Below are 26,588 nucleotides of genomic sequence, written 5' to 3' on the forward strand. Positions count from 1 at the left end.
TTATAAAGACAAAGTTCGATACCGAAAAGAGACGGGTCAATAAGTAAAACTACTCAATCTATCTAAGTAATATTACTCATTTCTATATTAACCTTCTAATCGGCCACCTCAGCCCTCAATCGGGTCGGTTCGCAGGTATACCGGTACGAATGGAGGGCATTCAGCCCTACCTTTACCAAAAAATTAGTAAAGGCAATTAGTATGTTTGATAAAATAATACGTTTTTCGGTTAAGCGGAAGCTCTTGATCGGATTTATGACGCTGATACTCCTGGTAGCGGGTATTTATGCCATGCTGACCCTTCCTGTAGATGCTGTCCCGGATATTACCAACAACCAGGTGCAAATTGTGACTGTGTCGCCTACGCTTGCCCCGCAGGAGGTGGAGCAATTGATTACATTCCCCATCGAGGTGGCGATGAGTAACATTATGAATGTGGTGGAGATACGCTCTGTGTCTCGCTTTGGGCTTTCGCTGGTGACGGTGGTTTTCAAGGAAAATGTGCCTACGTTGGATGCCCGGCAACTAATCAATGAACAGATTCAAACCGTTTCGGGTGAGATACCCGCGGACCTTGGCGTACCCGAACTCATGCCTATCACTACCGGATTGGGCGAGATCTACCAATATGTATTGGAGGTGGCGCCGGGGTATGAAGACCGGTATGACGCTATGGAACTGCGGACGATACAGGACTGGATTGTCAAACGGCAGCTTTCGGGTATTCCCGGTATTGTGGAGATAAACAGCTTTGGCGGATACCTGAAACAATATGAGGTGGCAGTTGACCCCGATGCCCTTTATTCCTTGAATATCACCATCGGTGAAGTGTTCGAAGCCCTGCATAAAAACAACCAGAACACCGGTGGAAGTTATATCGAAAAAGAGGGCAAAGCCTATTATATACGTTCCGAAGGGATGATAAAAAGCCTGGCGGATATAGAACAGGTCGTTATCACCAACCGCGGCGGCATCCCTATTCATATCGATGATATCGGCGTTGTGCGTTACGGTTCTCCCAAACGTTTCGGGGCGATGACAAAAGATGGGCAGGGCGAATGTGTGGGCGGCATTGCGATGATGCTGAAAGGTGCCAATGCCAATGTGGTGACTGCCGAACTGGAGAAAAGGGTGGAGCTTGTGCAGAAAATGCTTCCAGAAGGGGTGAGTATAGAGCCTTACCTGAACCGTTCCGAATTGGTCGACCGCAATATATCTACCGTGATCCGCAACCTGGTGGAGGGTGCCTTGATTGTTTTTCTGGTGTTGATTATCTTCCTTGGCAATCTCAGGGCGGGGTTGATCGTAGCCTCCGTCATTCCATTGTCGATGTTGTTTGGTTTTATTATGATGCGTCTGTTTGGCGTATCGGCCAACCTAATGAGTTTGGGGGCGATCGACTTCGGCATTGTGGTCGACGGCTCCATTGTGATTGTCGAGGGCATACTGGCTCACCTCTACACCAAGCAATTCTACGGGCAAAAACTGTCGCCCCAATCCATGGATAATGAAATTGTGAACGGTACGAAAGGGGTGGTACATTCCGCTACTTTTGCTGTGTTGATTATCCTGTTGGTGTTCTTCCCGATCCTGATGTTGCAAGGCATCGAGGGGAAATACTTCACCCCGATGGCGCAGACATTGGTGTTCTGTATTATCGGTGCGTTGATCTTGTCGCTCACCTATGTGCCAATGATGGCATCTCTCTTCCTGAAGAAAACGATCAAGCAAACACGTACCTTCGCCGATCGCTTTTTCGACGGGTTGAACAAACTATATCGCAGGCTGTTGCAACAATGTCTGCGTTTCAGCCTGACCACGCTGGCTATCGCCTTCCTGGCATTGGGTGGCAGTATATTACTATTCACCAAACTGGGAGCCGAATTTATCCCGACCCTCGACGAAGGCGACTTTGCCATGCAGATGACACTGCCTGCCGGTAGTTCGCTCACCCGAAGTATTGAAGCATCGGATCAGGCAGAAAAGATATTGATGGATCAGTTTCCTGAAATCAAACATGTGGTAGCAAAGATCGGTACGGCGGAGGTGCCTACCGACCCGATGGCGATCGAAGATGCAGACATTATGATTGTGATGAAGCCTTTTAAGGAATGGACAAGTGCCGATTCGCGTGCTGAGATGGTGGAGAAGATGAAAGCGGCATTGGATACAATTGCGGATGTCGAGTTCAACTTCAGCCAACCCATTCAGCTTCGTTTCAATGAATTGATGACCGGTGCCAAAGCAGATATCGCTATCAAATTGTATGGCGAAGATATGGAAGAGCTTTACGCTAAAGCCCGCGAAGCATCCCAATATATCAAACAGGTGCCGGGCGCCGACGATGTATTGGTGGAACAGACCATGGGCTTGCCGCAATTGGTGGTAAACTACGACCGAAGCAAGTTGGCGCGCTACGGTGTGGATGTGGAAGAACTCAATAACATTATCCGCACGGCTTATGCCGGAGAGGTTGCCGGAACCGTTTTCGAAAACGAACGCCGCTTTGACCTTGTTGTGCGCCTCGACCACGAGAAGGTGGAGGATTTCAACCTCAATAAATTCTTTGTCCGCACAGCCGATGGTATACAAATCCCCGTGACCGAACTGGCAGAAGTGGAGCTTATCAGCGGTCCTCTGCAAATAAACCGCGATGCCACCAAACGGCGTATCGTGATTGGCGTGAATGTGCGCGATGCCGATATTCAACAAGTGGTAGGAAAGATACAAACCGTATTGGATGAAAACATTAAACTACAACCCGGCTACTATTTCGAGTATGGCGGACAGTTTGAGAATCTGCAAAATGCAATCGACACTCTGTTGGTTGTTATTCCAATCGCCTTGTTGCTTATCCTGTTGTTATTGTTCTTTGCCTTCCGCAGCCTCACCAATACGTTGGTGGTATTCAGCACCGTGCCCCTGTCGATGATAGGCGGTGTATTGGCCCTTTGGATCAGAGGATTGCCTTTCAGTATCTCGGCGGGCGTAGGGTTTATTGCACTGTTTGGCGTCTCAGTGCTCAACGGTATCCTTATGTTGAACCATTTCAAGGCATTATCGAAAGGAACTACTTATAAAATGGCAACAGATAAAATCATAAAGAAAGGAACTCCGCACCTATTGCGCCCCGTATTCCTGACAGGCCTGGTTGCTTCGCTCGGTTTTGTACCGATGGCGATAGCCACTTCGGCAGGGGCTGAGGTACAGCGTCCATTGGCAACGGTTGTTATCGGCGGATTATTGGTGTCGACATTCCTTACGCTTATTATCATTCCGGTGTTTTACCGGCTTATCGGCGTGTTCAATGTATGCATGCGTAAATGGAAGAAAAGAAAGACTCTGCTCGTTGCGGGTCTGATTATTTTCCTGTTGATGCTGTCCGGAGGCGTACAGGCACAACAGACTGTCACGCTGGAGGAGGTGATCAGTATGGCAAAACAAAACAATCCCCGCTTGAAAGCGGCGGCGATGGATATTGAACGCAACAAAGCGGCTCGGGGCGAGTCTTGGGATTTGGGGGTTACCTCGTTCGACTACTCCTGGGGACAGCTCAACGGTACCAACCGCAACGACCGCGAACTGGGCATCTCGCAATCGATCGGTTCGCTTGTCACTCCTTTCTATAAGAACTCGCTTGTAAAACATCAGGTAAACAGCGCTACTTTCTATCGCAATATGGTAGAGAAAGAGGTGACAGCCGAAGCGAAACGCGCTTGGGCATACTACCAGTATGCCTACCACAAAAAGCAAATGTTGGGCGAACAAAACCAATTGGCGGAACTTCTTCTGCGCACCGGCGACCTGCGCTATCAGCAAGGGGAGATCACCTTGTTGGAAAAGAATATGACTGCGGCACAGGCTGCCTCGATGAAGAACAAGGTTTTCCAGGCGGAAGAAGAGTGTAAGGTCGCTGCTGCCCGTTTGCAATGGGTTTGTTTTTCCGATGTTCCGGTTGTTCCGACTGATACCTTATTACATAAATATGAGGCGGATATCATGCAGGCGGAGCTTTCTTATGATCATCTCTCTTACTTCAACAGTAAACAATCCGAATCCGCAGCGCAGGTCCGTGTCGAAAGGAGTCGCTACTTCCCCGAGTTTTCGGTGGGTTACCAGCGACAAAATATCCTGCCCGATAAAGGATTACACTCCTGGACGGTGGGTGTATCTCTTCCGCTTGTGTTCAACGCGCAGTCGAGCCGGGTGAAACAGGCCAAACTCGATGCCCGTATCGCTGGGTATGAAGCGGAGGATAATGTGCGTCAATTGAATAATAAAGTATATGAACTAAAAGCGGAATTGCGTAAGTACGACGAGAGCATCCGTTTCTTCGAAACCTCCGCCCTGCCCGAAGCAGAGGCTATGATACGCGCTGCCGAACTGCAACTGAAACATAGTGAGACGGATATCAGCGATTTTATACAGAGCATGAACAGTGCTTTGGAGATAAAGCAGTCGTATATAGAGATGATTTATCAATACAATGTATCAGCGTTGGAATATGAATTATATAATAATTAATTGAATAAGTGATGAAAACGATTTATATACCTGTAGTAGCTACCCTGTTGTTGACCGTGGGATGCAGTAGTGGCGGAAATAAAAAAGCCGAAGAGGTAAATGAAGTAAGAGCGGAAGTCATTTCGATTGAACCCGAAGTGAACGATGAAGTGATAACAGACGCTGCCACATCCGCCACATCATTGGCGAAAGATGTTACATTCAACGGCACCTTTGTACTTTCGCCACAACGACATGCCTCCGTGACCCTGTCGATCGATGGCATAGTAAAGAACATCTCCCTGTTGCCCGGCCAATATGTACGCAAAGGCGAATTGTTGGCAACGCTTGAAAACCCGGAATTTATCAATTTGCAGCATAACTATCTCGATGCGGCCGCCCAATGCGACTATCTGGAGGCGGAATACAAACGACAGGAGCTGCTCTCCCGCGAAGCGGCCGCCTCACAAAAGAAATTCCAGCAAAGCAAAGCCGATTACCTGTCGATGAAAAGCCGGAAAGAGGCAGCAGCGGCACAATTGAGTATATTTGGTGTATCGACGCAGGCGTTGCAGACAAACGGCATATCGCCTCTACTTGAAGTATATGCGCCCATAAGCGGTTATATCTCCAATCTGCAGATGAATCTCGGGAGACATATCTCGGCGGGAGAACCACTCTGTGAGATCATCGACAAGAACAATACGTTGATCAAACTGATGGCCTATGAAAAAGACCTGGGGAAAATAAAGATAGGGCATCGCATTGAGTTCCGGGTGAACGGTATGGGCGATGAGATGTTTGAAGGTGAGATTATCTCTGTCGGACAGGCTGTCGATAACGTCAACCGCTCACTTGAGGTGTATGCCAAGGTGATGGAAAACAACGAATTGTTTCGTCCGGGTATGTACATTAACGCAAGGATTGTGCAAAAATAACTACTTTTGTCTCTCATGGTCGATGCCGGAAAGAAATACGGAAGTAAATACAGGTTGTCGCTGGTTGTTATATCGGTGGCGGTGAGCTTCCTGATTCATATTCCTGAGATCATCAATTTGTTGGGGGATCTCGAATACCATAATGTTTTTCCAGGCATTCAAACACTGGAAGTGATCAATGAAATATTCTTTTCTTTCATGGCGCTTCTTTTTCTGTTCTGGTTGACTACGGTTGTTTTCCGGTTCAACGAAACAACGGCAAAGATCAGTTGGCAAAAGCTCGTACTTTCCTTTCTACTCTGTTGGCTGGCGAGCACGATATTGAGCAATCTATTCTATCATTTGCATGAATCGTTTGATATACTGGCGGTGCAATCTACCGCGCACCACTATCTGCATCCTATCCGCGATTTTATTATTTCGGGCGTAGTGACCGGTAGCTGTTATATCATTTATATCACCCGCCGGCAACAAAAAATCCTGTTGGAAAATCAGCAACTGAAGCTCGAAAATATCCTAAGCCAGTATGAATCGCTCAAAAGCCAGTTAAATCCGCACATGCTTTTCAACTCGCTCAATACCCTGAGGTCGCTTATACGCGAGGAGCCCGTGAAGGCACAAAACTATACTCAGGAGTTATCTAATGTACTTCGGTATATGCTCCAGGAGAACGACTCAAAGCATACCACGCTTGCCCGGGAACTTGAATTTACCGAAGGCTACACCTTCCTATTGGAGATGCGTTATGAAGACAACCTTGTCTTTGAAATAGAGACCGATAAACATTTTAACAGCTACCTGCTTCCACCAATGTCGTTGCAGGTATTGATAGAAAATGCCGTCAAGCATAATGAGATCAGTAATCGCCATCCGCTGAAAGTCAATATATACACTACCGACGATGGCCTGTTATATGTCTGCAATCTCAGACAACCCAAGCTGACCGATAGTTCGGGCACGGGCATCGGATTAGATAACCTGGTGAAGCGTTACCGCCTGCTTTTTGATAAAGAGATAACGATTGATATGAGTGAAAACAAGTTTTGCGTCAGCATTCCTTTAATACATCCGGGAAACCTATGAGAACACTGATTATTGAAGATGAAAAGGCGGCGGTAAACAACCTGAAAGCCTTGTTAAGCGATGTGGCTCCTCAGTGCCATATCGTGGGCACCACCGATTCGATCGTTGAAAGTATAAAATGGCTACAGGCGAACCCTATGCCGGAGCTTATTTTTATGGACATTCACCTGGCTGATGGTTCCGCTTTCGAGATATTTGAACATGTCAATATAAGCTGTCCAATCATCTTTACTACCGCTTACGACGAATATGCGCTCCGTGCTTTCAAGGTAAACAGCATCGACTATCTATTAAAACCCATTGGCGAGAAAGAGATGATGCGCGCCTTTGATAAATTACGCGTACTCACAGAAACTAACCCACCGGAGAGTCACTCGTTATCGGAACTGATCCAATCGATGAACCGGCAAAAGCAATACAAAAACTACTTTCTTATCCCCAATAAAGGAAGTAAACTCCTGCCACTGTCGACCGCTTCTATCGCCTGCTTCTATATCGACAACGGAGTGGTGAAGGCGCTTACCCAAAAGAACGACTCATTCATTATCCCCCATACCCTCGAAGACTTGACAGACAGCCTGGATCCTGACCATTTTTTCCGTGCCAACCGGCAATATATTATCGCCAAAGAGGCGGTGAAAGATATGGATTACTGGTTCAATGGACGCCTGGCGATCAACCTTATCGTACCCACAAAAGATAAAATCCTGGTGACCAAATCGCGGGTAAGCGAGTTTAAGGAGTGGTTCGGCAGGTAATCTCAGCCTCAATTCTTATTCATCCTGAACCCATGAAATCACATAAGGCAGGCTCTCATTCTCCGGAAACTCTCTGAGAATCTCATACTGTCCACCCACGCCCAGTTCCCGGCAACTAAGTTCAAAGTGACAAAGGGCAATGCCAAGGTCGATAGAATCGAATAAAGGGTAGGGCTTTTTGTAGAAGTGCAAGGCCTGCTCTTCGAGTAAGACACGCCATTCCTGCTTATTATTGGCCGAAGGCGCCAGGCGAACCATTTCAAGGGGTTGAGCGAAAACACCAGCCTGGGCAGCGGTCAACGGATGATCGAAATCTTTCTCAAAGAAAAGCTCCCCAAAAGACTTTCGGGAGTTATGATTCTTATCTGCCCGGACGATGTATTTTTCCAGAAACCGTTTCGCATCAGCCGGGTAACCGACTGGTGAAACAATCCTTAGTTTTTCATTAGCCTCGAGGCGAACCTGCTTTTTGAAGTCGCCCCGACTGAAAGAACCGCCCAGCCAACAGGTGCCTAATCCCAGATCCGTACAAAACAAAACAGCCTCTTCAAACATATAAGCCGCCGCCGTTTCGGCAAAAGGCGCTTCTTCGTATATCAACACCAAATAATCGCACGCCCCTTTCACCCATCCGTAGGTGCCTAATTTAATGGGTTCCGCTTCGGGATTTGCATGTATCAATTCAATCCTCGTCTTCACGCCAAACGGGGCTTGCAGCTGATCTATATATTGCCGGATCGAAATAAGATGCTCCTCGCGCAAAGGCTCACCGGTATATGTGCGAACAGAACGCCGCTTCTGAATGGTTTCTATAATTTGCATATTTTACCTGTTGCGACTGCCGGCATTCCCCAACTCTGAAAGCACATACCGCAGCCATTGTTTGATTTTCAGAACCAAAGATAAGAATAAAAAAAGGAAAATAGAGCGTACGCAAATTATACTATTACGCCAATACATACACCTTATGCGACCTAATACCTGAAGCCACAATCACCCCCTCTTCCACAAAACCCTTTATGTCCTTTCGAGCCTGGTGTCGGGAGCAATCATTCAATAACGCATAGCGGGAGAGGTTGACGAATCCATATTTCTCTAAGTAGCTTATCATCTGATCTTTGCGCTTTATGAGGGATGTTTGCACAGGAGATTGTTCGATCTGTTCCAACTCGGCCTCTTCCACCTTTTCTTTCAGATACTTAACCGGTCGGAAATTCACTCCGTTCGCCTCTACCCGCACAATTCCCTCGGAAGCTTTATCCGCCATCGAGCAATGCAATGACAAAGAGAATGTTCCGATATCTTCCAATTCAAAATTATATCCGTCGACCAATGACTTAGCCATATATTTAGCGACAGCATCCAATACGGCCTTGATCTGCGCGGAGTTGACACCTAAATCGCGCAACTCGTCGCAAATATTCTGTAAACGGATGGTTCCTTTCGATTGTACACGTGCCTGCGGGCGGCTTGTTTCCGACTGTTCCCCGGGAAGAGGAATCTCATAAAGACTAAACTTTACTTTCATAGTTAATTGTTTTGAATGTTAAACTGTACGGATTATTCTATCGTCCATGCGCCTCGACAGTACTGTCCATGCCCTTCGACAGTTCTGTCCATGCGCTTCGACAGTACTGTCGAGGCGCATGGACGATAGAATTTCCGCTACAAATATAAAATATATATGCACAAAAAAAATGGCTTTTTAGCAAAACTCGAAAAAAAGTGAAGCATAAATAGTTGAGATTCCATATCTGTTTTCAAAACAAAACGTAATGTTTACTTTACATTTTGTCAATTTACTTTGTTTAATTGTAAAATACACTTTACATTTGCAATCTCATTTATTTACACCTTAAAACGACTTGCATATGAAAGCGAACTTATTATTTCCGAATAAATTCAAGCTGATCGGCTGGATTTTGTTAGTACCTGCAGCTTTGCTGGGCTATTTTGTGATCTTCCATGACTTTGAGTTTTCTTTTCTGGACATTTCGGTATTAAGTCTGTTTCCAGGGAAATTCAACGCAACACCGGGAATTCCTTCGGCAGAAACGTCGGTATTCTGGGCGATAACAAAAAACAATCTCACTAACGAAATAGTGGGCATATTGTTTATTGTAGCCGCTTTGTTTGTGGCATTTGCTAAAGAGAAACATGAAGATGAATACATCGCGAAGATAAGACTTGACTCTTTATTATGGGCGACCTATGCCACTTACGGAATTCTACTATTTAGCCTGTTGTTCATCTACGACTTCTCTTTTCTCTATGTCATGGTGATAAATATGTTCACTCTGCTGATCGTCTTTATTTTCCGGTTTAATTACCTCCTTTTAAAAATCAAACGACAAAACAATGAAAAATAACCTGAAAGTAGAACGTGCCATTAACAACCTGACACAGGAAGAACTGGCCAAAGCAATAGGCGTCAGCCGGCAAACAATCAATGCCATCGAAGCCAACAAGTATGTACCTTCCACCCTACTCGCCCTTAAGATCGCCCGTATCTGCAAGAAACCGGTCGAAGAAATATTTATATTGGAGGAAACAGATTAACCTGCTATTACGAATATGAAACAATAATTTCCGGACAGACTGATTCCGTGGATTGAAATCATAGTTAAAAAATGTAAGTTATTTTATCTATTTTGTTCGATATATAAGCGATAATTGTATAATTGCACACGATTTGTAAGACAAAACACCGAATCATTTAGAAAATATTTCTTAAATCCCTTGATTCTCTTGCAACAACTACAATATCGCCTTATATTTGCCGTTCTGAATGTAATCTAATGACTACTACATTGCGCAGATGAGCATATCTATAAAAGGGTTGAACAAAGTCTATCCGAACGGCAATCATGCATTGAAAGATATAAACCTGGAAATACCAACCGGCATGTTTGGTTTATTGGGGCCTAACGGAGCCGGGAAATCTACGTTGATGCGTATCCTTGTTGCCCTGATGGAACCCAGTTCAGGGGAAGTCAATATTTTCGGGCATGATCTGTTGAAAGAGCGCCAGGAGATTCGTAGCCTGTTGGGATACCTGCCACAGGATTTCCGTTTCTTCGCCAAGTATAAAACCTATGAATTTCTGGACTATGCCGCCCGCCTTTCGGGTATGAACAATCGCCGCAAACGCAAGGAGGCGGTCGATGCTATGCTGGAAAGCGTTGGTTTGTTTGATGTGCGCGAGCGTTATGCCAACAAACTGTCCGGGGGGATGAAACGTCGCTTGGGTATCGCGCAGGCGCTGATCCATAATCCCAAAGTTATTATTGTGGATGAGCCTACCACCGGATTGGATCCGGAGGAGCGTATCCGTTTTCGCAATCTATTGACGGCCGTCAGCGAACAGGATGTAACGATCATCCTTTCGACCCATATCGTAGGGGATATCTCGAGTAGTTGTAAATGTATGGCTTTGATGAACAAAGGAGAGGTGGCTTATTACGGTTCTCCGGAAGATATGCTCAAACAGGCTGAGGGCAAGGTATGGCGCATCCAGATCAATGGCGACCAGCTGCACGATGTAGACAAAAAATATCCGGTTATCTCCACCATTCCATCCGGTACGGGCTGGGAGGTACAGGTCGTGGCCGATGAGATCAAAGGCTATGATGCCGAACCCTTTCCTCCCAACCTGGAGCACGCCTATGTTTATTATATGGAAAGTAAATTAAACCGGTGGACGAATGACTAATTTCATACATAACATAGGATCCGTATCGAAATATGAAAGCAAACTGCTGCTTAGGAGTTGGTTTTTTAAGATATTTACCATACTGGTACTCTTCATTCTTACCATCTGGAACCTGGCGATCTTTGTCTTTCCCGATGGTGGAGGAGTATGGGCGATAACAGCCATTCCTTCCAATATTCCCTACCTGAACCTGCTTATGCTCAATATGGGTCAGGCGGTGATCGCCATCTTCCTGGCGTCCGACTTCCTGAAAAGGGATAAAAAACTCGACACATCGGAAGTCTTCTATGTACGCCCGCTCAGTAATGCGGAATATGTGATCGGCAAGATTTGGGGCAACCTGCGGGTATTCCTAGTTCTCAACCTCATTGTCATGGGCTTGGCTCTGTTCTTTTCTTTTATCGGAGGGGTAACAACGGATTGGGAAAGCTATCTCATTTACTTCTTTTTCATAAGCATACCTACCTTAATTTATATTATAGGCCTGTCGATCTTTCTGATGTTATTATTGGGAAATCAGGCATTGACCTTTATCCTGCTTCTGGGATATGTAGGACTGTCTCTTTTTTATATAAATGATAAATTCTATTACCTCTTTGATTACATGGCTTTCTACCTGCCACTCATGAAATCATCGATTGTAGGATTTACCAACCTGGATGCCATTCTCACGCATCGTTCGATCTATTTGTTTGCCGGCTTGGGATTCATCTGCATTACTATCTCCCAGTTCCGCCGGTTGCCAAACTCCTCCCGGAGTCATTATCCCTGGTTGATTCTGGCTGCGCTATTGTTAGGAGGCACAGGCTATTCCGGCTACAAGCATGTACAAAACATACTGGATCAAAATGATATCCGGAAAGTCTATGTAGAGATTAACAACCAATATGTAAACAGCCCCAAGATGGTGGTCGACGAATACCAGATCGATGTAGAGCAACATCCACAGACTATCTCCTCGTCGGTCACTATGCAGGCCATGGCATTGGAAGAATCATCGGTGTTTGCTTTCTGCTTGAATCCGGGACTTCAGGTCAAAGAAATCCGCGCCCTTGACCAATCGCTTTCCTATGAACGCGAAGAGCAGATCTTATTGATAGACTTCGGACGCAAACTATCAGCAGGAGAAAAAGTATCTTTACAGATCACCTACGAAGGAACGGTAGAGAATTCTTTCTGTTATCTCGACATACCGGAAGAGGATATGCAAAAAGAAAATCGCACATTTCTATTCAGTGCCGACAAAAAATATACTTTCCAGACACCTACTTACCTATTGTTTACTCCGGAATCGTACTGGTATCCCCGTCCAGGCACAGCGTACAGCGATCAGGATCCCAACTGGCAACAAAGCTATTTCAGCCGTTTCCAATTGCGTGTAAAACCCTTACCCGGTCTCACGCCTATCTCTCAGGGTGCGGGAGTAGCCGAAGAAGACGGCAGTTTCACCTTCCAACCCGAATACCCTGTGCAGGCAATCACTTTGCTTGCCGGACGTTATGAGCAGAAAAGTGTGGTGGCTTCCGACAGCATCGAATACAGTGTCTGGCATTTGGAAAAACAGGACTATTTCGTAGCCGTATTCGATTCTATCCGTGATACGATTCCACATTTATTGGTCGATTTCAAAGAAAACATGGAGCGGCAATACAAATTGCAATATCCCTTCTCGCGTTTCTCACTGATTGAAGTGCCGGCTCAATTCTCTACCTACCCGCATGCCTGGTCGGAAGCGCAGGAAACTATTCATCCGGAAATGATCCTGATGGTAGAAAAGAACTGGAAAAATGATAGTTTTGATTTCAAAAAACGGGTAGATCTCCAGAAACAAATGGCCAAAAGACGTGGTCAGGAGATCAACGACGAAGAGGCACAAATACGCACAGTGAACAATGTATTTTATTCATTTTCACGGGCAGAAGGCACTTATAGCTACCAATCCAGTGGACGAGGCGAAATGAATATTACTTCGGAGGCCAATCCCTATTTCCTCTTTCCTTTGTTATATAATTTCCGGTATAATATTTACTCGCCGGAATGGCCGGTTGCCAACCGCCTGGTGGAGCTTTATCTGCAGAACAAGACCGACAATTCGGGATGGGAGCGTGAGGTGAATGGTATCAGCAACAATGAGAAGGCCAATCTATTGATGGAAAAACTCTCGTTTCGCGAACTGCTTGCCGACAAAGAACACCGCGACCTGATGAGTAGTATAATCGGTTTGAAGAGTAACAGATTGTTTGCTCCGGCAGAAATCAACATCGGTATAGCCACATTCCGTGACTCAGTCTATGCTTTCCTCGATCGGAACATGTTCAAGAACATTCAGTTTGAATCCATGCTCGATACGCTGGAACAAATAAGCGGTGCTTCCATGAGGCCACACATAGCAACATGGGACAAACCGACTGCGCTTCCTGTCTTTACGATTGTTCCGGCTGATATAGCCAAGTATTCCCACCGCGGTGAGGATGCCTTCGTAATGAGTATACTTGTTAGCAACAACTCCGACCAGGAAGGAATTATTCATCTCGACATACTAGACAACAGCCGGATGGTGGAGAACCGGGATCCACGGACTAGCCGGAAAATATGGCTTGCCCCCCAACAGACCAAAGAGTTGGTATCGGTTTGGGAAGATGCGCCCCGAAATGTAACAATCCATACAATGATATCCGGAAATCTGCCGAACAGCATGACGCAACCGATCAACAACATTCGTCAGGAGCGAGGAGTGTCAATGGCACAGGAGGGCGACTATATCCTGGAGGGAGGCATTCCCGAAGTATGGGGTGAAGTGATTGTCGACAACGAAGACAGTACGTTGTTTGTGCTCTCTGAACCGGAAAGAGTGGGTCTGTTGACTAAACTGCTCGATGAAACGGAGGAGACTTCATTCAAATATGCAGGCGTATCCTGGTGGCGTCCGCCTTATCAATGGACACCTACAACGAATGCAGGCTACTATGGCAAGTATATCCGCTCGGCTTACATCATAAAAAGCGGTAATGGCAACCAAACAGCCACATGGAAAGTGCCGGTTCCGTCGGAAGGGCATTACGAGCTTTATTATTATGTATACAGAGATGAAGATATACGACGTGGTCGTGGTGGAGACGGGGAATATCACTTTAAGATTGATTACGACGGAGAGTTGGAAGATGCCTACCTCAACCTACGGCGTGCTAACGACGGATGGGAGCAGCTCGGGGTCTATTACATTGCTTCCGATACGTTGAAAGTGACATTGACTAATGAGAGCCGCTTGCGTAATGTGTCGGCGGATGCAGTAAAAATTGTAAAACGATAATTAAATAACTGATTCTATTATGAATAGGAAGTTTTTATATAAGGTATTAGCAATAGGCATTTTCCTGGCAGGAATTTCATTCGAAGGGAAAAGCCAGTTAATGCTAACGATTGATGAGGCATTGAACCTGGCAGAGCAACAGAATCCGTCACTGCGTGATTCACGCATGGAGCTGGAACGATATCAGCAAAACCTGATTGCACAACGAGCTTCGTTGAAGTCTCGCTTTTCATTGAATCTCAATCCTGTCAACTATCAAAGAAACCGTCAGTTCGAAACACGCCTTTCCCAATGGTATACCAATGAATCGTTTTCAACGGGAGGAACTTTTCAGGTCGATCAACCGATCCTGTTGACTGACGGGGTGATTTCATTAGTAAACAGCTTTGAGTGGAGAGACAGCAAATCGACTAACACAGAAGGGTTGGAAACAAGCAACCGTGCCTTCCAGAATTACCTGTACCTGCAACTCTCTCAACCCATTTTCACCTATAATACCCGGAAGATGGCATTAAAGGAGATTGAGTTGTCGTATGAAAATGCGCATATCAATTACGCATTGGAAAGATTGAGAGCAGAATTGAGCATCACGCGTCAGTTTTATAGTGTTTATTCGGCTCAAAGCAACCTGGAAATAAGTCGCGACGAGCTTGAGAATGCACAACAGAGTTATGATCACATAAAGAATAAGGTGGAAGCGGATCTCTCTGCCCGTGATGAGTTGTTTCAGGCTGATTTGAATCTGGCAACAGCCAAGTCAAATGTGGAATCCCAAATCACTACATTGGAAAACGAAAGGGATCAGTTGAAAAAGATCTTAGGAGTTCCTCTGCATGAAAATGTGATTGTGGTAACGGAAGTTACCATACACCCTGTCGATATTAACCTGGATCAGGCCATCCAGAACGGACTCGCCTCGCGCCTGGAATTGCGCCAGCGGGAAATGGAATCCGAAAGACTGGATTTTGATATGATACGCACAAAGGCTGATAATGAATTCAAAGGAGACATTCGTCTGTCTATTGGTTTGACGGGAGACAATCCGGCGTTCAAAAACATTTACGATAATCCGACGCAAAGCCCACGGGTATCTGTTTCGTTTTCAGTTCCCATCTTTGACTGGGGAGAGAAAAAGGCACGCATAAAGGCACAAAAGATTGCCCAGCAGATACATCAATATCAAACACAGGATCAAGAGATCGACATTGAACTGGAGATCCGTCAGGCCTGGCGCCAGCTCGAGAACTACCGCACACAGATCGGTATTGCCGAGCAGAATGTGGAAAATGCGCAACTGACCTATGACCTGAACCTCACTCGCTACCGGGAAGGAGACATTACCGGTATGGAGATGAATCAGTTCCAGACACAGTTGTCGAACAAAAAGATCTCCTATACGCAGGCCTTGATCAACTACAAGGTACAACTGCTCAATATGAAGATTCTCTCGTTGTATGATTTTGAGAAACGTTCGCCGATAGTTCCTTTGAATGATTTAAATGAAAATAAATAGAAGCCATGAAATATAACAAACAAACCATTGCAGCTTTTTCCCTGACGCTTCTGATGCTGACGACAGGATGTGGTAATCAACAGCAAAGTTCACAAAACGATATAGCGACGCCTGTATCGGTTACCGAATTGAAGAAAGGTTCTATCAGTAAGTTGATCAATACCAGCGGAACCGCTCAGCCCACCTATGGGGTTGAATTGACTTCGGAAATGAGCGGAGCTTACCAGCTTATGAATAATCCACGCACCGGACGCCCTCTTAAGTTGGGGGATCGGGTGGTGAAAGGGCAGACTATTATTCGCCTGGTTGATCAAGAATATGAAAATGGCATTGCGCTCGACTCGAAAGAATTAAGCTTGGAAATTGCCGAACAGGAACAGAGTAAACAAAAAGCCTTGTATGAAAAAGGAGGCGTAACGCTGAGTGAAATGCGTAATACGGAGGTTCGGGTGACCAATGCACGCTATGATGTGGAAAATGGAAAATTGAGTCTTGCCAAGATGGAAGTCAAAGCTCCTTTTGACGGAGTTATTGTGAACCTGCCACATTATACACTTAACGTAAAAGTAGCACAGGGGCAACCAATGGTGGGCATTATGGCCTACGATCAAATGTACCTGGATATCAATCTACCAGAAAGCGCTATCAGCTATGTGCAGCCCAATCAACCGGTTCACATCACCCATTACACACTTCCGGAAGATACCTTAAAAGGAGTGATTAGCGAACTTTCTCCGGCCATCAGTACCGAAACGCGTACCTTCAAAGGAAAGCTATTAATTGATAATAAAGATCTTCTGTTGCGTCCGGGTATGTTTGTAAAAGCAGATATTGTAGTTGACAAAGCGGATGCTTCGATTATCATACCGAAAGAGGTGATACAAAGCAACCGTCGCCGCAAATATGTCTACATTGTGGAAAGAAATACCGCCATTCTGCGGAATATAACAACAGGGCTGGAAGACGAAAACTATGTAGAGGTGCTTGAGGGATTGAAGGAAAATGACAACCTGGTCATCCGTGGCTATGAAACATTGAGAGAAAACAGTAAAGTGAAAGTACAACGATAAGGACATAGCCTTACCGAACAAGAAGCTGATATGAGAAACATTGTCAAATTTGCAGTCAACAATCCGGTGACGATCACAATGGTCGTATTGGCCGTATTACTGCTCGGTAAGATCTCTTACGACCAGTTGAGCGTTGACCTGCTGCCCGACCTGAATAACCCGCGTCTCTTTATCGAGATAAAAGCGGGAGAAAGGCCTCCGGAAGAGATAGAAAAGCAATTTGTGCGCAACATAGAATCGATGGCTATCCGGCAGAGTGATGTTACGGAGGTATCGTCGGTAATCAAAGCGGGGTCGGCACAGATCACGGTTGAGTATGCCTGGTCGAAAGATATGGACGAGGCATTCCTGGATCTACAAAAGGCCATGAGCTCGTTTGCGCAAAACAGAGAGATCGAAGAACTGAAGATCACACAACACGATCCGAATCAATCGCCTGTTATTCTGATAGGCATGTCGCATCAGAGCATTACCGATATGGCGGAGCTTCGGAAAGTAGCCGAAAGCTATATCCGCAATGAATTGATTCGTTTGGAAGGAGTGGCTGAAGTTTCCTTGTCGGGACAGGAGATCAATACCCTGACGATCGAAACCGATCCGTATCGCTTAGCGGCTTTCAACCTGACGATTGACGATATTGCCTCACGCATTGAGACCAATAATCAAAGCATTTCCGGAGGACGTGTAAGCGAACTGGGATTACAATACTTAGTGAAAAGCGCCAGTTTGTTTACTTCTGAAACAGACTTTGAGAACCTAATCGTAGGATATCGCCCCATCACGGCACAGCAAAACGCTACTGCTACAACAGGAAATGTAGAAAATGCCCCCATCTATCTGCGGGAGGTAGCCAGTGTACGTTTCTTGAATGCCCGTCCGGAGAATATTGTCCGTATCAACGGCGAACGAAGCATTGGTCTTTCTATCTATAAAGAGATGCGCTTTAATACGGTTCGCGTTGTCGATCAGGTGAATAAACAGCTGGCTGTAATCGAGCATGCCTTGCCGGGATATCAATTCCGTGTAATCACCAATCAGGGAACCTTTATCAAAAAAGCCATTGATGAAGTGAAAGAGAGCGCAATTCTCGGCGTTATTCTGGCTGTCATCGTGCTTTTTATTTTCTTACGCCGTGTAGGAACTACGCTTATTGTCAGTGTGGCTATCCCCATCTCTATTGTAGCTACGTTCAACCTAATGTTCTTCAATGGGCTTACGCTCAATATCATGACACTGGGAGGATTGGCCTTAGGAGCCGGTATGTTGATTGACAACGCCATCGTTGTCATCGAAAGTATATTCCGAAACCAGGAAAAAGGATCCGACATCAAAGAGGCCGCCATTACCGGAACGTCGGAAGTGGCCGGTGCTGTCATTGCGTCTACATTGACCACCGTCGTGGTGTTCCTGCCGATTGTCTATCTGCATGGAGCAACCGGTGAGCTGTTTAAAGACCAGGCATGGACTGTTTCTTTCTCTTTATTGTCCTCTTTGGTGGTGGCCATTATGGTGATCCCGATGCTTTACTTCTGGACGGCTCGTCGCAAAATGGAAACAGTGCAGGAGGTAAAAGCCATTGGCATGAAATGGTATTCACCCTTATTGCGTAATCTGTTGCATCACCGTTGGCTGGTAGTCGGCATTGCAGCTTTGATTATCGTAGGTACTGGCTTACTATTGCCTTTTATCGGTACGGAATTTATGCCGCGTGCGGAGAGTAAAGCGTTTACCATCGATATAAAAATGCCCGAAGGCACCCAATTGGAGCGCACTTCATCGGCTGTAGCCAATCTGGAAGAACTGTTGCAAACCATCACAGAAGATCCGGGCTTAACCCTTTATAGTCATATCGGAACGGGAAGTGGTTCGGAGAATGCCGTATTCGAAGGCGAAAACACCGCCATGATGAAAGTGATACTTTCGCCTGAATGCAAACTTTCTCCCGAAACAGTCATTGCCCATTTCATACAAACGGCGGAGAATCCCGATATAGAGCTTACGATCGGTCAAGACGAGAACTCACTCAGTTCGCTACTTGGAAGTGAAGGTGCTCCTATCGTGGTAGAAGTGAAAGGGGAAGAACTGGATGAAATAGCAGATATCACCGAAGAGGTAAAAGAGCGTATGCTTCGCGTGGACGGTCTTTACAATGTAATGTCTTCCGTTGAGGACGGTGCTCCGGAAATCACTATTTCTATCGATCGCACAATAGCGGGGATCAATAACCTGAGTGTATCGACTGTGATCGAACAGATTCGCCAGCAACTCAGTGGCCGGGAAGCCGGACAAATGGAATACCACGGAGAGATGCGCGACATTGTTATCAAATTGCCGGATATAGGGCTACGTGAATTGAATGCTCTTATAATCAAAAGCGGCGACAAGGAGTTTCGTTTGCAGGAGATTGCCACCCTGGAACAGACACAGGCTCCCAAAGAGATATTCCGTCGCAACCAGCATCGCATCAGTAAAGTGACAGCGAATATGGAGAGTGCTTACTCCTTAGATAAGATGGCGCAAAACATCAGAAGCAACTTAAGCGATATAGAGCTGCCGCTGAATTATACCGTGACCGTGACCGGTGAGGAAGAAAAGCGCCAGGAGTCTATGCGAAGTCTGATGTTTGCTCTAATCCTGTCGGTTATCCTGGTGTATATGGTACTGGCCTCTCAGTTCGAGTCTCTGCTCCATCCGTTCACCATTCTGTTGACCATTCCCCTGGCTGTTGTAGGGGCTATCCTGTTGTTCTTCTTTACCGGAACAACAATCAACATGATGGGCTTTATCGGTATTGTGATGTTAGTAGGTATAGCGGTTAATAATTCCATTATCCTTGTCGACCGTATCAACCAATTGAAGCTGGCGGGTATGGAACTAACAGATGCCATTGTGGAAGCCGGACAACAACGTATACGCCCTATTATCATGACCAGCTTGACCACTATCCTGGCATTGCTTCCGATGACGTTTAGCTTTGGCGACGGTGGTTCGCTGCGTACGCCGATGGCTATCGCTGTGGTGGGTGGTTTGATCACTTCTACCCTGATGAGTTTGATGGTTATACCTTGCGTATATTATCTGTTGGAGAAGATGAAAAGAAGCTTACTTAAGAAAGACAAAATATGAATTTTGTACTACATAGAAGGATAACTATTTGTATGTTGTTCATCGCACTTACTCTGTTGGGGTATGTGTCGTATAAACAATTACCTGTTGAGCTGTTGCCCAATGCCGAATTACCCATGTTGTTTGTGCAGGTCTCTTCTCAACAGGATAATGATCCTTCGTATGTTGAATCGGAAATAATTATCCCATTAGAGGGAGCGATCAGTTCCATCGGTGGTGTAGAAAAAATCGAATCAACGGTCGACAGCCGTCAGTCTCATATTCAAGTTGATTTCAAAAAGAATATCAACTTCAAGATGACCTCTCTTCGCCTGGAAGAAAAGATCAATGAAGTAGCTGCTGGTTTCCCGGATGGAATCAATGTGTCGGTGCAGAAGGTCGATATGCAACAGTTGGCCAACAACTTTATGGTGCTCCAGGTGCGTGGCTCGGGAGGAACCGACCGTGTACGCAATGTGGTCGACAACGAAGTGCTTCCCCGCCTGGAAAACATCGATGGGGTAGCGGCTGTGAATGTCTATGGAGGACGTGAGCGGGCGATTGAGATACAATTGGATCCCGATGCCTGTAAGGCATTGAACCTTACCCCTTCGCAAATCAGCAACCTACTGTCGCAGAATACACGCGAAAAGGAATTCGTAGGGTATGTAAACGAGCCTTACGGCAAGTTCTTTGTGCATATCAATTCGCTCTACACCCATGTGTCGGAGCTCGAGAACATCGTCGTGGCTCCCGGTCCCATTCTATTGAAAGATATTGCTACCATTTTCTTTGACCTCAAAGAAGAAACGACCTACAGCCGCGTCAACGGGAAAGAAGCCGTATCGGTGTCGTTGACCAACGATTCACAAACAAACCTTATTGAACTCTCGCACCGCACGCTTGAGGTGATTGAACAGTTGAATGAAGAGCTGATTCCTTGGGATGTCGAGGTGGTCGTGCAAGAGAATACGGCAGAGATCATGGAGAACAATATCGATCAGATTATTGAACTGGCTCTTGTCGGTGGATTGCTTGCCGTTCTTATTCTCTGGATTTTCCTAAAAAACCTGCGTTTGGTATTCTTTATTGCCCTGTCCATTCCTATCTCCGTCTATACAGCATTCAACTTTTTCTATGCTTTTGGAATCAGTATCAATAGTTTGACACTGGTAGGTATGGCGTTGGCTGTCGGTATGCTACTCGACAACAGTGTCGTTGTTCTGGAAAATATTTACCGGCTCTCGGGAGCCGGTGTGCCACCCGACCGTGCCGTCACGCAAGGGACTAAAGAGGTGTGGCGTTCGATCCTGGCGGCAACGCTTACGACAGTGACCGTCTTTCTGCCTTTTGTCTTCTCAGAGAATTTCCTGATTAAGATGATCGGCCACCATATCGGGGTGTCTATCATATCCACACTGACCATTTCTCTTTTCGTTGCTTTGCTGTTTATCCCGATGGCCACCTACGTCATCCTCAAACGAAAGAAAGGAAAAAGTGTTTTCTATGAAAAGGTATCAATCAGCCAACGGGCAGTTCAGATCTATCTCGTATTTCTGAAAACCTGCATGCGCAACCCCGGGGTTACCGTTTTGGGAGCCATCGTTGTGCTTTTCGTGACCCTGATCCTTTCGATCACACTCAATATTCAGCAAATGCGCGATGTCGACTCCGACCGCTTCAGTATTTATGTCACCATGCAGACAGGGAGCACACTCGAAACAACCGACCTGGCTGTTAGAGTCATGGAAGATCGCCTGAGCGATCTGCCCGAGAAAGAAGAATTGGTTTGTCGCATACAGGAAAAAGAGGCCGTACTCACCCTTATCCTGAAGGAAGACTATCAAAAGATAGGAAAACGGAAAATTGCTGACATCAAAGCCGATGTGCAACGCCTGCTCAATAACATCAGTGGAGCAGAGGTGTCTGTTTCCGAAGCATCCGGTGGAGGCGGAGGCGGTGGCGGTTCTGCCATGGGAGGCATGGATAGCTTCATGCGTCTGTTAGGTATTGGCGACAACCGGGAACGTATTGTTATTAAAGGTTCCGATTTTGATATGATGCAATTGGTAGCAGAAGATATTCGCTACTATATCAACGAACAGGATTTCATCCGTAGTTCCCGTGTATCTTATAATCGTCGTCAACCGGAGGTACTCCTTAATTTCGATCCGATCTTGCTTACCTCTTATGATATTTCCCGGGCGAATATTTCTTCCGGCTTGACACAGCTCAACTCGGACTTCTCTTCCGGAAGTACATTCAAAGTAGGCGACGAGAGCTATGATATTATTATCCGTAACACGATTCCTCCCGAAGAGGAAGAGGAGGAAGAAACTCGTCGTAGTAAAACCGTAGACGATCTGCGAGCCATTCAGGTGCAAAGCAGTTCCGGCGGACTGCATAAAGTAGAGGATATCGCCACCATTAAATACGGGCAGGGACGCTCTCAGATTATGCGTGTCAACCAAGACAAGCAGATCGAGGTATTCTATAGTTTCTCGCGCGATGTGGAATCGTCCAAATCGCTGTTGGAAGGATACCGGGCTGATATCGACCAACTGATTGCCGATTACAACCTTCCTTCGGGCGTGGCCGTAGAGGTGTTCCATGAAGAGGATGAATTTGCCGACTTCAAATTCCTCATCTTTGCCGCCTTTATCCTGATCTTTATGATCCTGGCCTCGGTATTCGAATCGCTGAGTACCCCTTTCGTACTCCTGTTTGCCATTCCATTGGCCGCCATCGGTTCGTTATTGGCACTGTTATTGACCAACAATAGCCTGTTGAATGCCAATACCCTGACCGGGTTCCTTATCCTATTAGGGGTGGTAGTCAACAATAGTATCATCCTCATCGATTATACCAATATCCTGCGCAAACGCGGATTCCGTCGCAGCCGCGCTCTGATGACGGCCGGACTCTCGCGTATCCGCCCGATTCTGATCACTTCTATCACGACGATTGTGGCTATGATGCCGCTCGCCATGGGTGACTCCGAGTATGCCGGAGCGATAGGGGCACCTTTTGCCATTACGGTGATCGGCGGGTTAGCCTTCTCAGCACTGCTCACACTGGTCTTGGTGCCGACCGCTTATATGGGCATGGAAAACACCCTGCAATGGTATCGTACGCTCTCGAAGAAGATCTGGCTCACGCATCTGCTCTTGTTCCTGTCCGGTGTCTTCTGTATCTATTTCTACGCCGAAGGAATGTTATGGCAGATCATCTATCTGGTAGCCCTTATTATCGCCATCCCGGGTATGACCTATTTTGCGCAAAACAGCTTGCGCCGGGCACAAGCCAAAGTGATCGATCCCAATGCGGAGATTGAAATTACCATCCGCAACCTGGTGAAGATATACGACTGGCCGGGACGTTTCTCCCGTCAATGGAAAAGCGGGCTGGCGATACGCAAACGCTTAGGTTTGAGCAATGAATACCATTCGCTGAAAGACTTCATTCCTGCCCTATGGCAGTATGCTTTGTTCGGATTCGGTATTTACTTCACCTATTTCTTTATCGAGAGCCGCCTATGGCTATTCCTCTTGTCGTTTGCCATCTATTTTGCCGCCATGAACCTCTGGCGCAAGATCCGTCAATACCTATTCTTCCGTTTCCCTGACAGCCGTCTGGTGAAGGAGGTAAACCGGATCATATTCTGGAGCATACCTCCACTCGTTCTGTTCGGTATGTTCCAAAAGATGGATAGCCCGAATCTGGTTATTGCAATCGGAGCGCTTTGGGCTATTGGCATTGCAATCTATGTAACTTCACACTATCTGTACGATAACAACATCAATATCGAACGAGTGAAAGGCCGCTTTGCCGGTATGAAACGTTCCTGGTTCCGCCTGGTGAAAAGCATTCCATTGATCGGCAAACAGCGCAAGCCATTCAAGGCATTGCGTGGTGTCTCCTTTACGATCAAGACAGGCATGTTTGGTCTGTTGGGACCAAATGGTGCCGGGAAGTCCACCCTGATGCGTATCGTTTGCGGTATCTTGGAACAGAGCTACGGTAGCATCTGGATCAACGGGCTCGACACGCGCGTCTATCGTGAGGAATTGCAAAGTCTGATTGGCTTCCTCCCGCAGGAGTTCGGCACCTACGAGAATATGTCGTCCTGGGAGTTCCTCGATTATCAGGCTATCCTGAAAGGGCTTACCGACAATGATCTGCGCCGTGAACGCATCGAATATGTTCTGAAAGCCGTTCATATGTACGACCGCAAAGACGACAAGATCGGTTCTTTCTCCGGCGGGATGAAACAACGTATCGGTATTGCCCTGATTCTATTGCATCTACCACGCATTCTGATTGTGGACGAACCGACTGCCGGGCTCGACCCGCGCGAACGTATCCGCTTCCGCAACCTCTTGGTAGAGTTGAGCAAAGAGCGTATTGTGATCTTCTCAACCCATATCATCGAAGACATATCAAGCTCCTGTAACCAGGTAGTGGTCATCAACAAGGGTGATCTGAAATACTTTGGTGATCCGGCCGATATGGTGGGTATGGCAGAAGGAAAAATCTGGAAATTCCCTATTGGAAAAGAGGATTTCGAAACGAAATTAGATCCATCGTTAATCATCCATCATATGCAGGACGATGATATCATTCAGGTACGCTATCTCTCCGATGAGCAACCATTCGACAACGCTGTATTGGTAGAGCCGAACCTGGAGGATGCCTATTTGTGCCTATTAAAAATGAAGAAATAAAATAATTATGAATTTTGAATTATGAATTATGAGTTACGACTTGAAGAGCGCTTAGTCCTTATGTTTGTAGCAAAACATAAAGCAATTATGTGGCACCCTTTCAATTCATAATTCATAATTCATAATTCATAATTAACAAACGAACATGACTCTGAAACAATTCATATCGCTTGCTCCGAAGGTGGCCAAATACAATCTGAAGGTGATCTTTGCCGGAAAATTCATCTGGTTCTTCCTGGCTGCGCTCGGCTTCTTTTGTTTTTTTATGTTCCAATTAGCCTGGAACCGTGCGGAAGTGAATGAAGGTATCTTGTATGAGTTATTGAATTTCCCGGCTGTCCTTTTGATCTTCTACCCGGCCGTTTTCGGCATTCAGAACGATGAGGACGCTCGCATACTGGAACTTCTGTTCGGCATACCCGATTATAAGTACAAAGTCTGGGGCATACGCCTGTTGATGATCTATATCGCCATCTTTTTTATTCTCGTACTCTTCGGCTATCTGGCCGTTATATTGCTCTATCCGATCAATCCTTTCGAGATGGCCATACAGTTGATGTTCCCATTATTGTTCTACGGCAACCTAGCCTTTATGTTTTCGACGATCACCCGCAGCGGTAACGGAACCGCTGTCGTGATGATCGTGATCAGTATTCTTTTTATTTTTAGTTCGGATATGGATTTCATCCGGCGCACCTTCTGGAACATTCTATTGAATCCGTTCACTGTTCCTAATAACTTCTTGCCCGTTATCTGGGAAGGCATCATCATCAAAAGCCGTGTATTCCTATTGATCGGCAGTATCATCTGGATGATGATCGGATTGCTTAATCTGCAAAAACGGGAAAAGTTTATTGGTTAATTCAACCTCTCTCTCGTGATTATTTCTTCAGATGCTTCGCAAAGAAGGCGTCCATGGCGGGTTTGGTCACTGCCAACCCTACATTATAAGCCACATCATGCCCGCCTTTGATTCTAACATATTCAATATCAGCATCTGTCGCGCGCATTTTTTCAACATAATCATCCGTCAACTCCACCTTCACAATAGGATCTTCTATACCCTGGCAAAGCAATAGAGGAGAAACCTTTGCCGATATATAACCGATAGGCCACCATTCGGGATGTTGCGACCAGGGATTATTCGGATTGCCTATCTCGGTAGGAGGAGCGCCCCCTACGGCACAAGCCACTTTGCTCGAATATTCTTTCCAGGGACCATCGCCCTCCAAGTCAGCATTATCGGAAGATACCCCTAACATCATCGCCAAATGAGCGCCGGCCGAATGGCCATAGGTGCCAATACGTTCCGGATCCACCCGAAGCTCTTTCGCATGAGCCTTCAGCCAGCGTACCGCACACTTCACATCCTCGATACAGGCCGGGAAAGCGGCTTCCTGGTCAAAACGGTATCCGACAGACAGGGTCACATATCCTTGTAAAGCGTAGTCAATCAACAAATTCCTAAACACTATGTCTTGTTTGGATCCGGCTCTCCATCCACCGCCATGCACAAGAACAATTGCCGGTCGCAATCCTTCGTCGCCAAAATTCATTGGCACTGCCAGGTCGAGCACCCATGATTTACTATCGCCCTCGCGATAAGAGATGTCGCTTGTCAAAGCCACAAACGGTCTTTCCGGCTGTTTTTGACTCTGATTACTATTACAGCTTGAAAATGCCACAATAGAAAGGAATAAGAGTACATACATGTTTTTCATAATATAACTATTAAAAAGTGAATAAATGAACCATACAAAAATAAGATTTTATCTAATCACTACTGTCCACTAAAAAATGGACGATTAAAAATTAAATAAATTTGGTTCACTTGAACCGCTTCGTTCTTTGATATTTTTGAAATTAGTTTTG

General features: G+C 46.0%; 16 protein-coding genes. 13 read left to right on the forward strand and 3 right to left on the reverse strand.

Features of this window, described 5'->3' with window-relative positions:
- Window positions 1-201: 201 nt before the first annotated feature.
- The 4 genes from M2137_RS13555 to M2137_RS13570 are packed head-to-tail and all read left to right on the forward strand — an operon-like array spanning window position 202 to window position 7,282.
- The gene (locus M2137_RS13555; RefSeq protein ID WP_280766988.1) at window positions 202-4,524 is read left to right on the forward strand and encodes a CusA/CzcA family heavy metal efflux RND transporter; all 4,323 of its coding nucleotides are present in this window, start codon (window positions 202-204) and stop codon (window positions 4,522-4,524) included.
- 11 nt (window positions 4,525-4,535) lie between these two features.
- Window positions 4,536-5,441, forward strand: a complete 906-nt coding sequence (locus tag M2137_RS13560) for an efflux RND transporter periplasmic adaptor subunit (RefSeq protein ID WP_280766989.1) — start codon at window positions 4,536-4,538, stop codon at window positions 5,439-5,441.
- 15 nt (window positions 5,442-5,456) lie between these two features.
- Window positions 5,457-6,524 (forward strand): histidine kinase, encoded by a 1,068-nt coding sequence (locus M2137_RS13565; RefSeq protein WP_280767003.1) that lies wholly within the window; start codon window positions 5,457-5,459, stop codon window positions 6,522-6,524.
- Window positions 6,521-7,282 carry a LytTR family DNA-binding domain-containing protein gene (locus tag M2137_RS13570; protein ID WP_280766990.1) on the forward strand — a complete coding sequence of 254 codons (762 nt, stop codon included), beginning with the start codon at window positions 6,521-6,523 and terminating at the stop codon, window positions 7,280-7,282. Before M2137_RS13565 ends, M2137_RS13570 begins: the two co-directional genes overlap by 4 nt.
- A gap of 15 nt (window positions 7,283-7,297) precedes the next feature.
- Here M2137_RS13570 and M2137_RS13575 read toward each other — a convergent pair whose 3' ends face one another.
- Together M2137_RS13575 and M2137_RS13580 are read right to left on the reverse strand one after the other, a co-directional pair.
- Window positions 7,298-8,104 (reverse strand): nitroreductase family protein, encoded by an 807-nt coding sequence (locus M2137_RS13575; RefSeq protein WP_280766991.1) that lies wholly within the window; start codon window positions 8,102-8,104, stop codon window positions 7,298-7,300.
- Between the two features lie 124 nt (window positions 8,105-8,228).
- The gene (locus M2137_RS13580; protein WP_280766992.1) at window positions 8,229-8,810 is read right to left on the reverse strand and encodes an HU family DNA-binding protein; all 582 of its coding nucleotides are present in this window, start codon (window positions 8,808-8,810) and stop codon (window positions 8,229-8,231) included.
- Window positions 8,811-9,153: 343 nt separating this feature from the next.
- Here M2137_RS13580 and M2137_RS13585 point away from each other — a divergent pair, with 343 nt between their 5' ends.
- The 9 genes from M2137_RS13585 (at window position 9,154) to M2137_RS13625 (ending at window position 25,578) form a co-directional block, all read left to right on the forward strand.
- Complete coding sequence (locus M2137_RS13585) at window positions 9,154-9,651, forward strand: hypothetical protein (protein ID WP_280766993.1); 498 nt, start codon at window positions 9,154-9,156, stop codon at window positions 9,649-9,651.
- Entirely contained in the window at window positions 9,641-9,841 is a 201-nt protein-coding gene (locus tag M2137_RS13590) for a helix-turn-helix transcriptional regulator (RefSeq protein WP_280766994.1), read from the forward strand. Before M2137_RS13585 ends, M2137_RS13590 begins: the two co-directional genes overlap by 11 nt.
- A gap of 259 nt (window positions 9,842-10,100) precedes the next feature.
- A complete protein-coding gene (locus M2137_RS13595) occupies window positions 10,101-10,994 on the forward strand; it encodes an ABC transporter ATP-binding protein (RefSeq protein WP_280766995.1) in 894 nt (297 codons plus the stop codon).
- A complete protein-coding gene (locus M2137_RS13600; protein ID WP_280766996.1) occupies window positions 10,987-14,304 on the forward strand; it encodes an ABC transporter permease subunit in 3,318 nt (1,105 codons plus the stop codon). Before M2137_RS13595 ends, M2137_RS13600 begins: the two co-directional genes overlap by 8 nt.
- A 19-nt stretch (window positions 14,305-14,323) precedes the next feature.
- Window positions 14,324-15,817 carry a TolC family protein gene (locus M2137_RS13605; RefSeq protein ID WP_280766997.1) on the forward strand — a complete coding sequence of 498 codons (1,494 nt, stop codon included), beginning with the start codon at window positions 14,324-14,326 and terminating at the stop codon, window positions 15,815-15,817.
- Window positions 15,818-15,822: 5 nt separating this feature from the next.
- Window positions 15,823-16,887, forward strand: coding sequence for an efflux RND transporter periplasmic adaptor subunit (locus M2137_RS13610; protein WP_280766998.1), 1,065 nt, complete (start codon window positions 15,823-15,825; stop codon window positions 16,885-16,887).
- Between the two features lie 30 nt (window positions 16,888-16,917).
- Complete coding sequence (locus tag M2137_RS13615) at window positions 16,918-20,013, forward strand: efflux RND transporter permease subunit (RefSeq protein ID WP_280766999.1); 3,096 nt, start codon at window positions 16,918-16,920, stop codon at window positions 20,011-20,013.
- On the forward strand, window positions 20,010-24,716 hold the full coding sequence (locus tag M2137_RS13620) for an efflux RND transporter permease subunit (protein ID WP_280767000.1): 4,707 nt from the start codon (window positions 20,010-20,012) through the stop codon (window positions 24,714-24,716). Before M2137_RS13615 ends, M2137_RS13620 begins: the two co-directional genes overlap by 4 nt.
- A gap of 145 nt (window positions 24,717-24,861) precedes the next feature.
- Entirely contained in the window at window positions 24,862-25,578 is a 717-nt protein-coding gene (locus tag M2137_RS13625; protein ID WP_280767001.1) for a hypothetical protein, read from the forward strand.
- Window positions 25,579-25,597: 19 nt separating this feature from the next.
- Here the strand turns inward: M2137_RS13625 and M2137_RS13630 are convergent, their stop codons facing one another.
- On the reverse strand, window positions 25,598-26,437 hold the full coding sequence (locus M2137_RS13630; RefSeq protein ID WP_280767002.1) for an alpha/beta hydrolase: 840 nt from the start codon (window positions 26,435-26,437) through the stop codon (window positions 25,598-25,600).
- Window positions 26,438-26,588: the final 151 nt, after the last annotated feature.

Origin of the sequence: Parabacteroides sp. PFB2-10, assembly GCF_029893085.1 — a bacterium.
In the GTDB taxonomy this organism is placed as follows: Bacteria; Bacteroidota; Bacteroidia; order Bacteroidales; family Tannerellaceae; genus QVMG01.

Excerpts from the sequence above, each read along its gene's own strand:
- M2137_RS13555 (WP_280766988.1), top strand. The coding sequence starts at position 202 with ATGTTTGATAAAATAATACGTTTTTCGGTTAAGCGGAAGCTCTTGATC.
- M2137_RS13560 (WP_280766989.1), top strand. The coding sequence starts at position 4,536 with ATGAAAACGATTTATATACCTGTAGTAGCTACCCTGTTGTTGACCGTG.
- M2137_RS13565 (WP_280767003.1), top strand. The coding sequence starts at position 5,457 with ATGGTCGATGCCGGAAAGAAATACGGAAGTAAATACAGGTTGTCGCTG.
- M2137_RS13570 (WP_280766990.1), top strand. The coding sequence starts at position 6,521 with ATGAGAACACTGATTATTGAAGATGAAAAGGCGGCGGTAAACAACCTG.
- M2137_RS13575 (WP_280766991.1), bottom strand. The coding sequence starts at position 8,104 with ATGCAAATTATAGAAACCATTCAGAAGCGGCGTTCTGTTCGCACATAT.
- M2137_RS13580 (WP_280766992.1), bottom strand. The coding sequence starts at position 8,810 with ATGAAAGTAAAGTTTAGTCTTTATGAGATTCCTCTTCCCGGGGAACAG.
- M2137_RS13585 (WP_280766993.1), top strand. The coding sequence starts at position 9,154 with ATGAAAGCGAACTTATTATTTCCGAATAAATTCAAGCTGATCGGCTGG.
- M2137_RS13590 (WP_280766994.1), top strand. The coding sequence starts at position 9,641 with ATGAAAAATAACCTGAAAGTAGAACGTGCCATTAACAACCTGACACAG.
- M2137_RS13595 (WP_280766995.1), top strand. The coding sequence starts at position 10,101 with ATGAGCATATCTATAAAAGGGTTGAACAAAGTCTATCCGAACGGCAAT.
- M2137_RS13600 (WP_280766996.1), top strand. The coding sequence starts at position 10,987 with ATGACTAATTTCATACATAACATAGGATCCGTATCGAAATATGAAAGC.
- M2137_RS13605 (WP_280766997.1), top strand. The coding sequence starts at position 14,324 with ATGAATAGGAAGTTTTTATATAAGGTATTAGCAATAGGCATTTTCCTG.
- M2137_RS13610 (WP_280766998.1), top strand. The coding sequence starts at position 15,823 with ATGAAATATAACAAACAAACCATTGCAGCTTTTTCCCTGACGCTTCTG.
- M2137_RS13615 (WP_280766999.1), top strand. The coding sequence starts at position 16,918 with ATGAGAAACATTGTCAAATTTGCAGTCAACAATCCGGTGACGATCACA.
- M2137_RS13620 (WP_280767000.1), top strand. The coding sequence starts at position 20,010 with ATGAATTTTGTACTACATAGAAGGATAACTATTTGTATGTTGTTCATC.
- M2137_RS13625 (WP_280767001.1), top strand. The coding sequence starts at position 24,862 with ATGACTCTGAAACAATTCATATCGCTTGCTCCGAAGGTGGCCAAATAC.
- M2137_RS13630 (WP_280767002.1), bottom strand. The coding sequence starts at position 26,437 with ATGAAAAACATGTATGTACTCTTATTCCTTTCTATTGTGGCATTTTCA.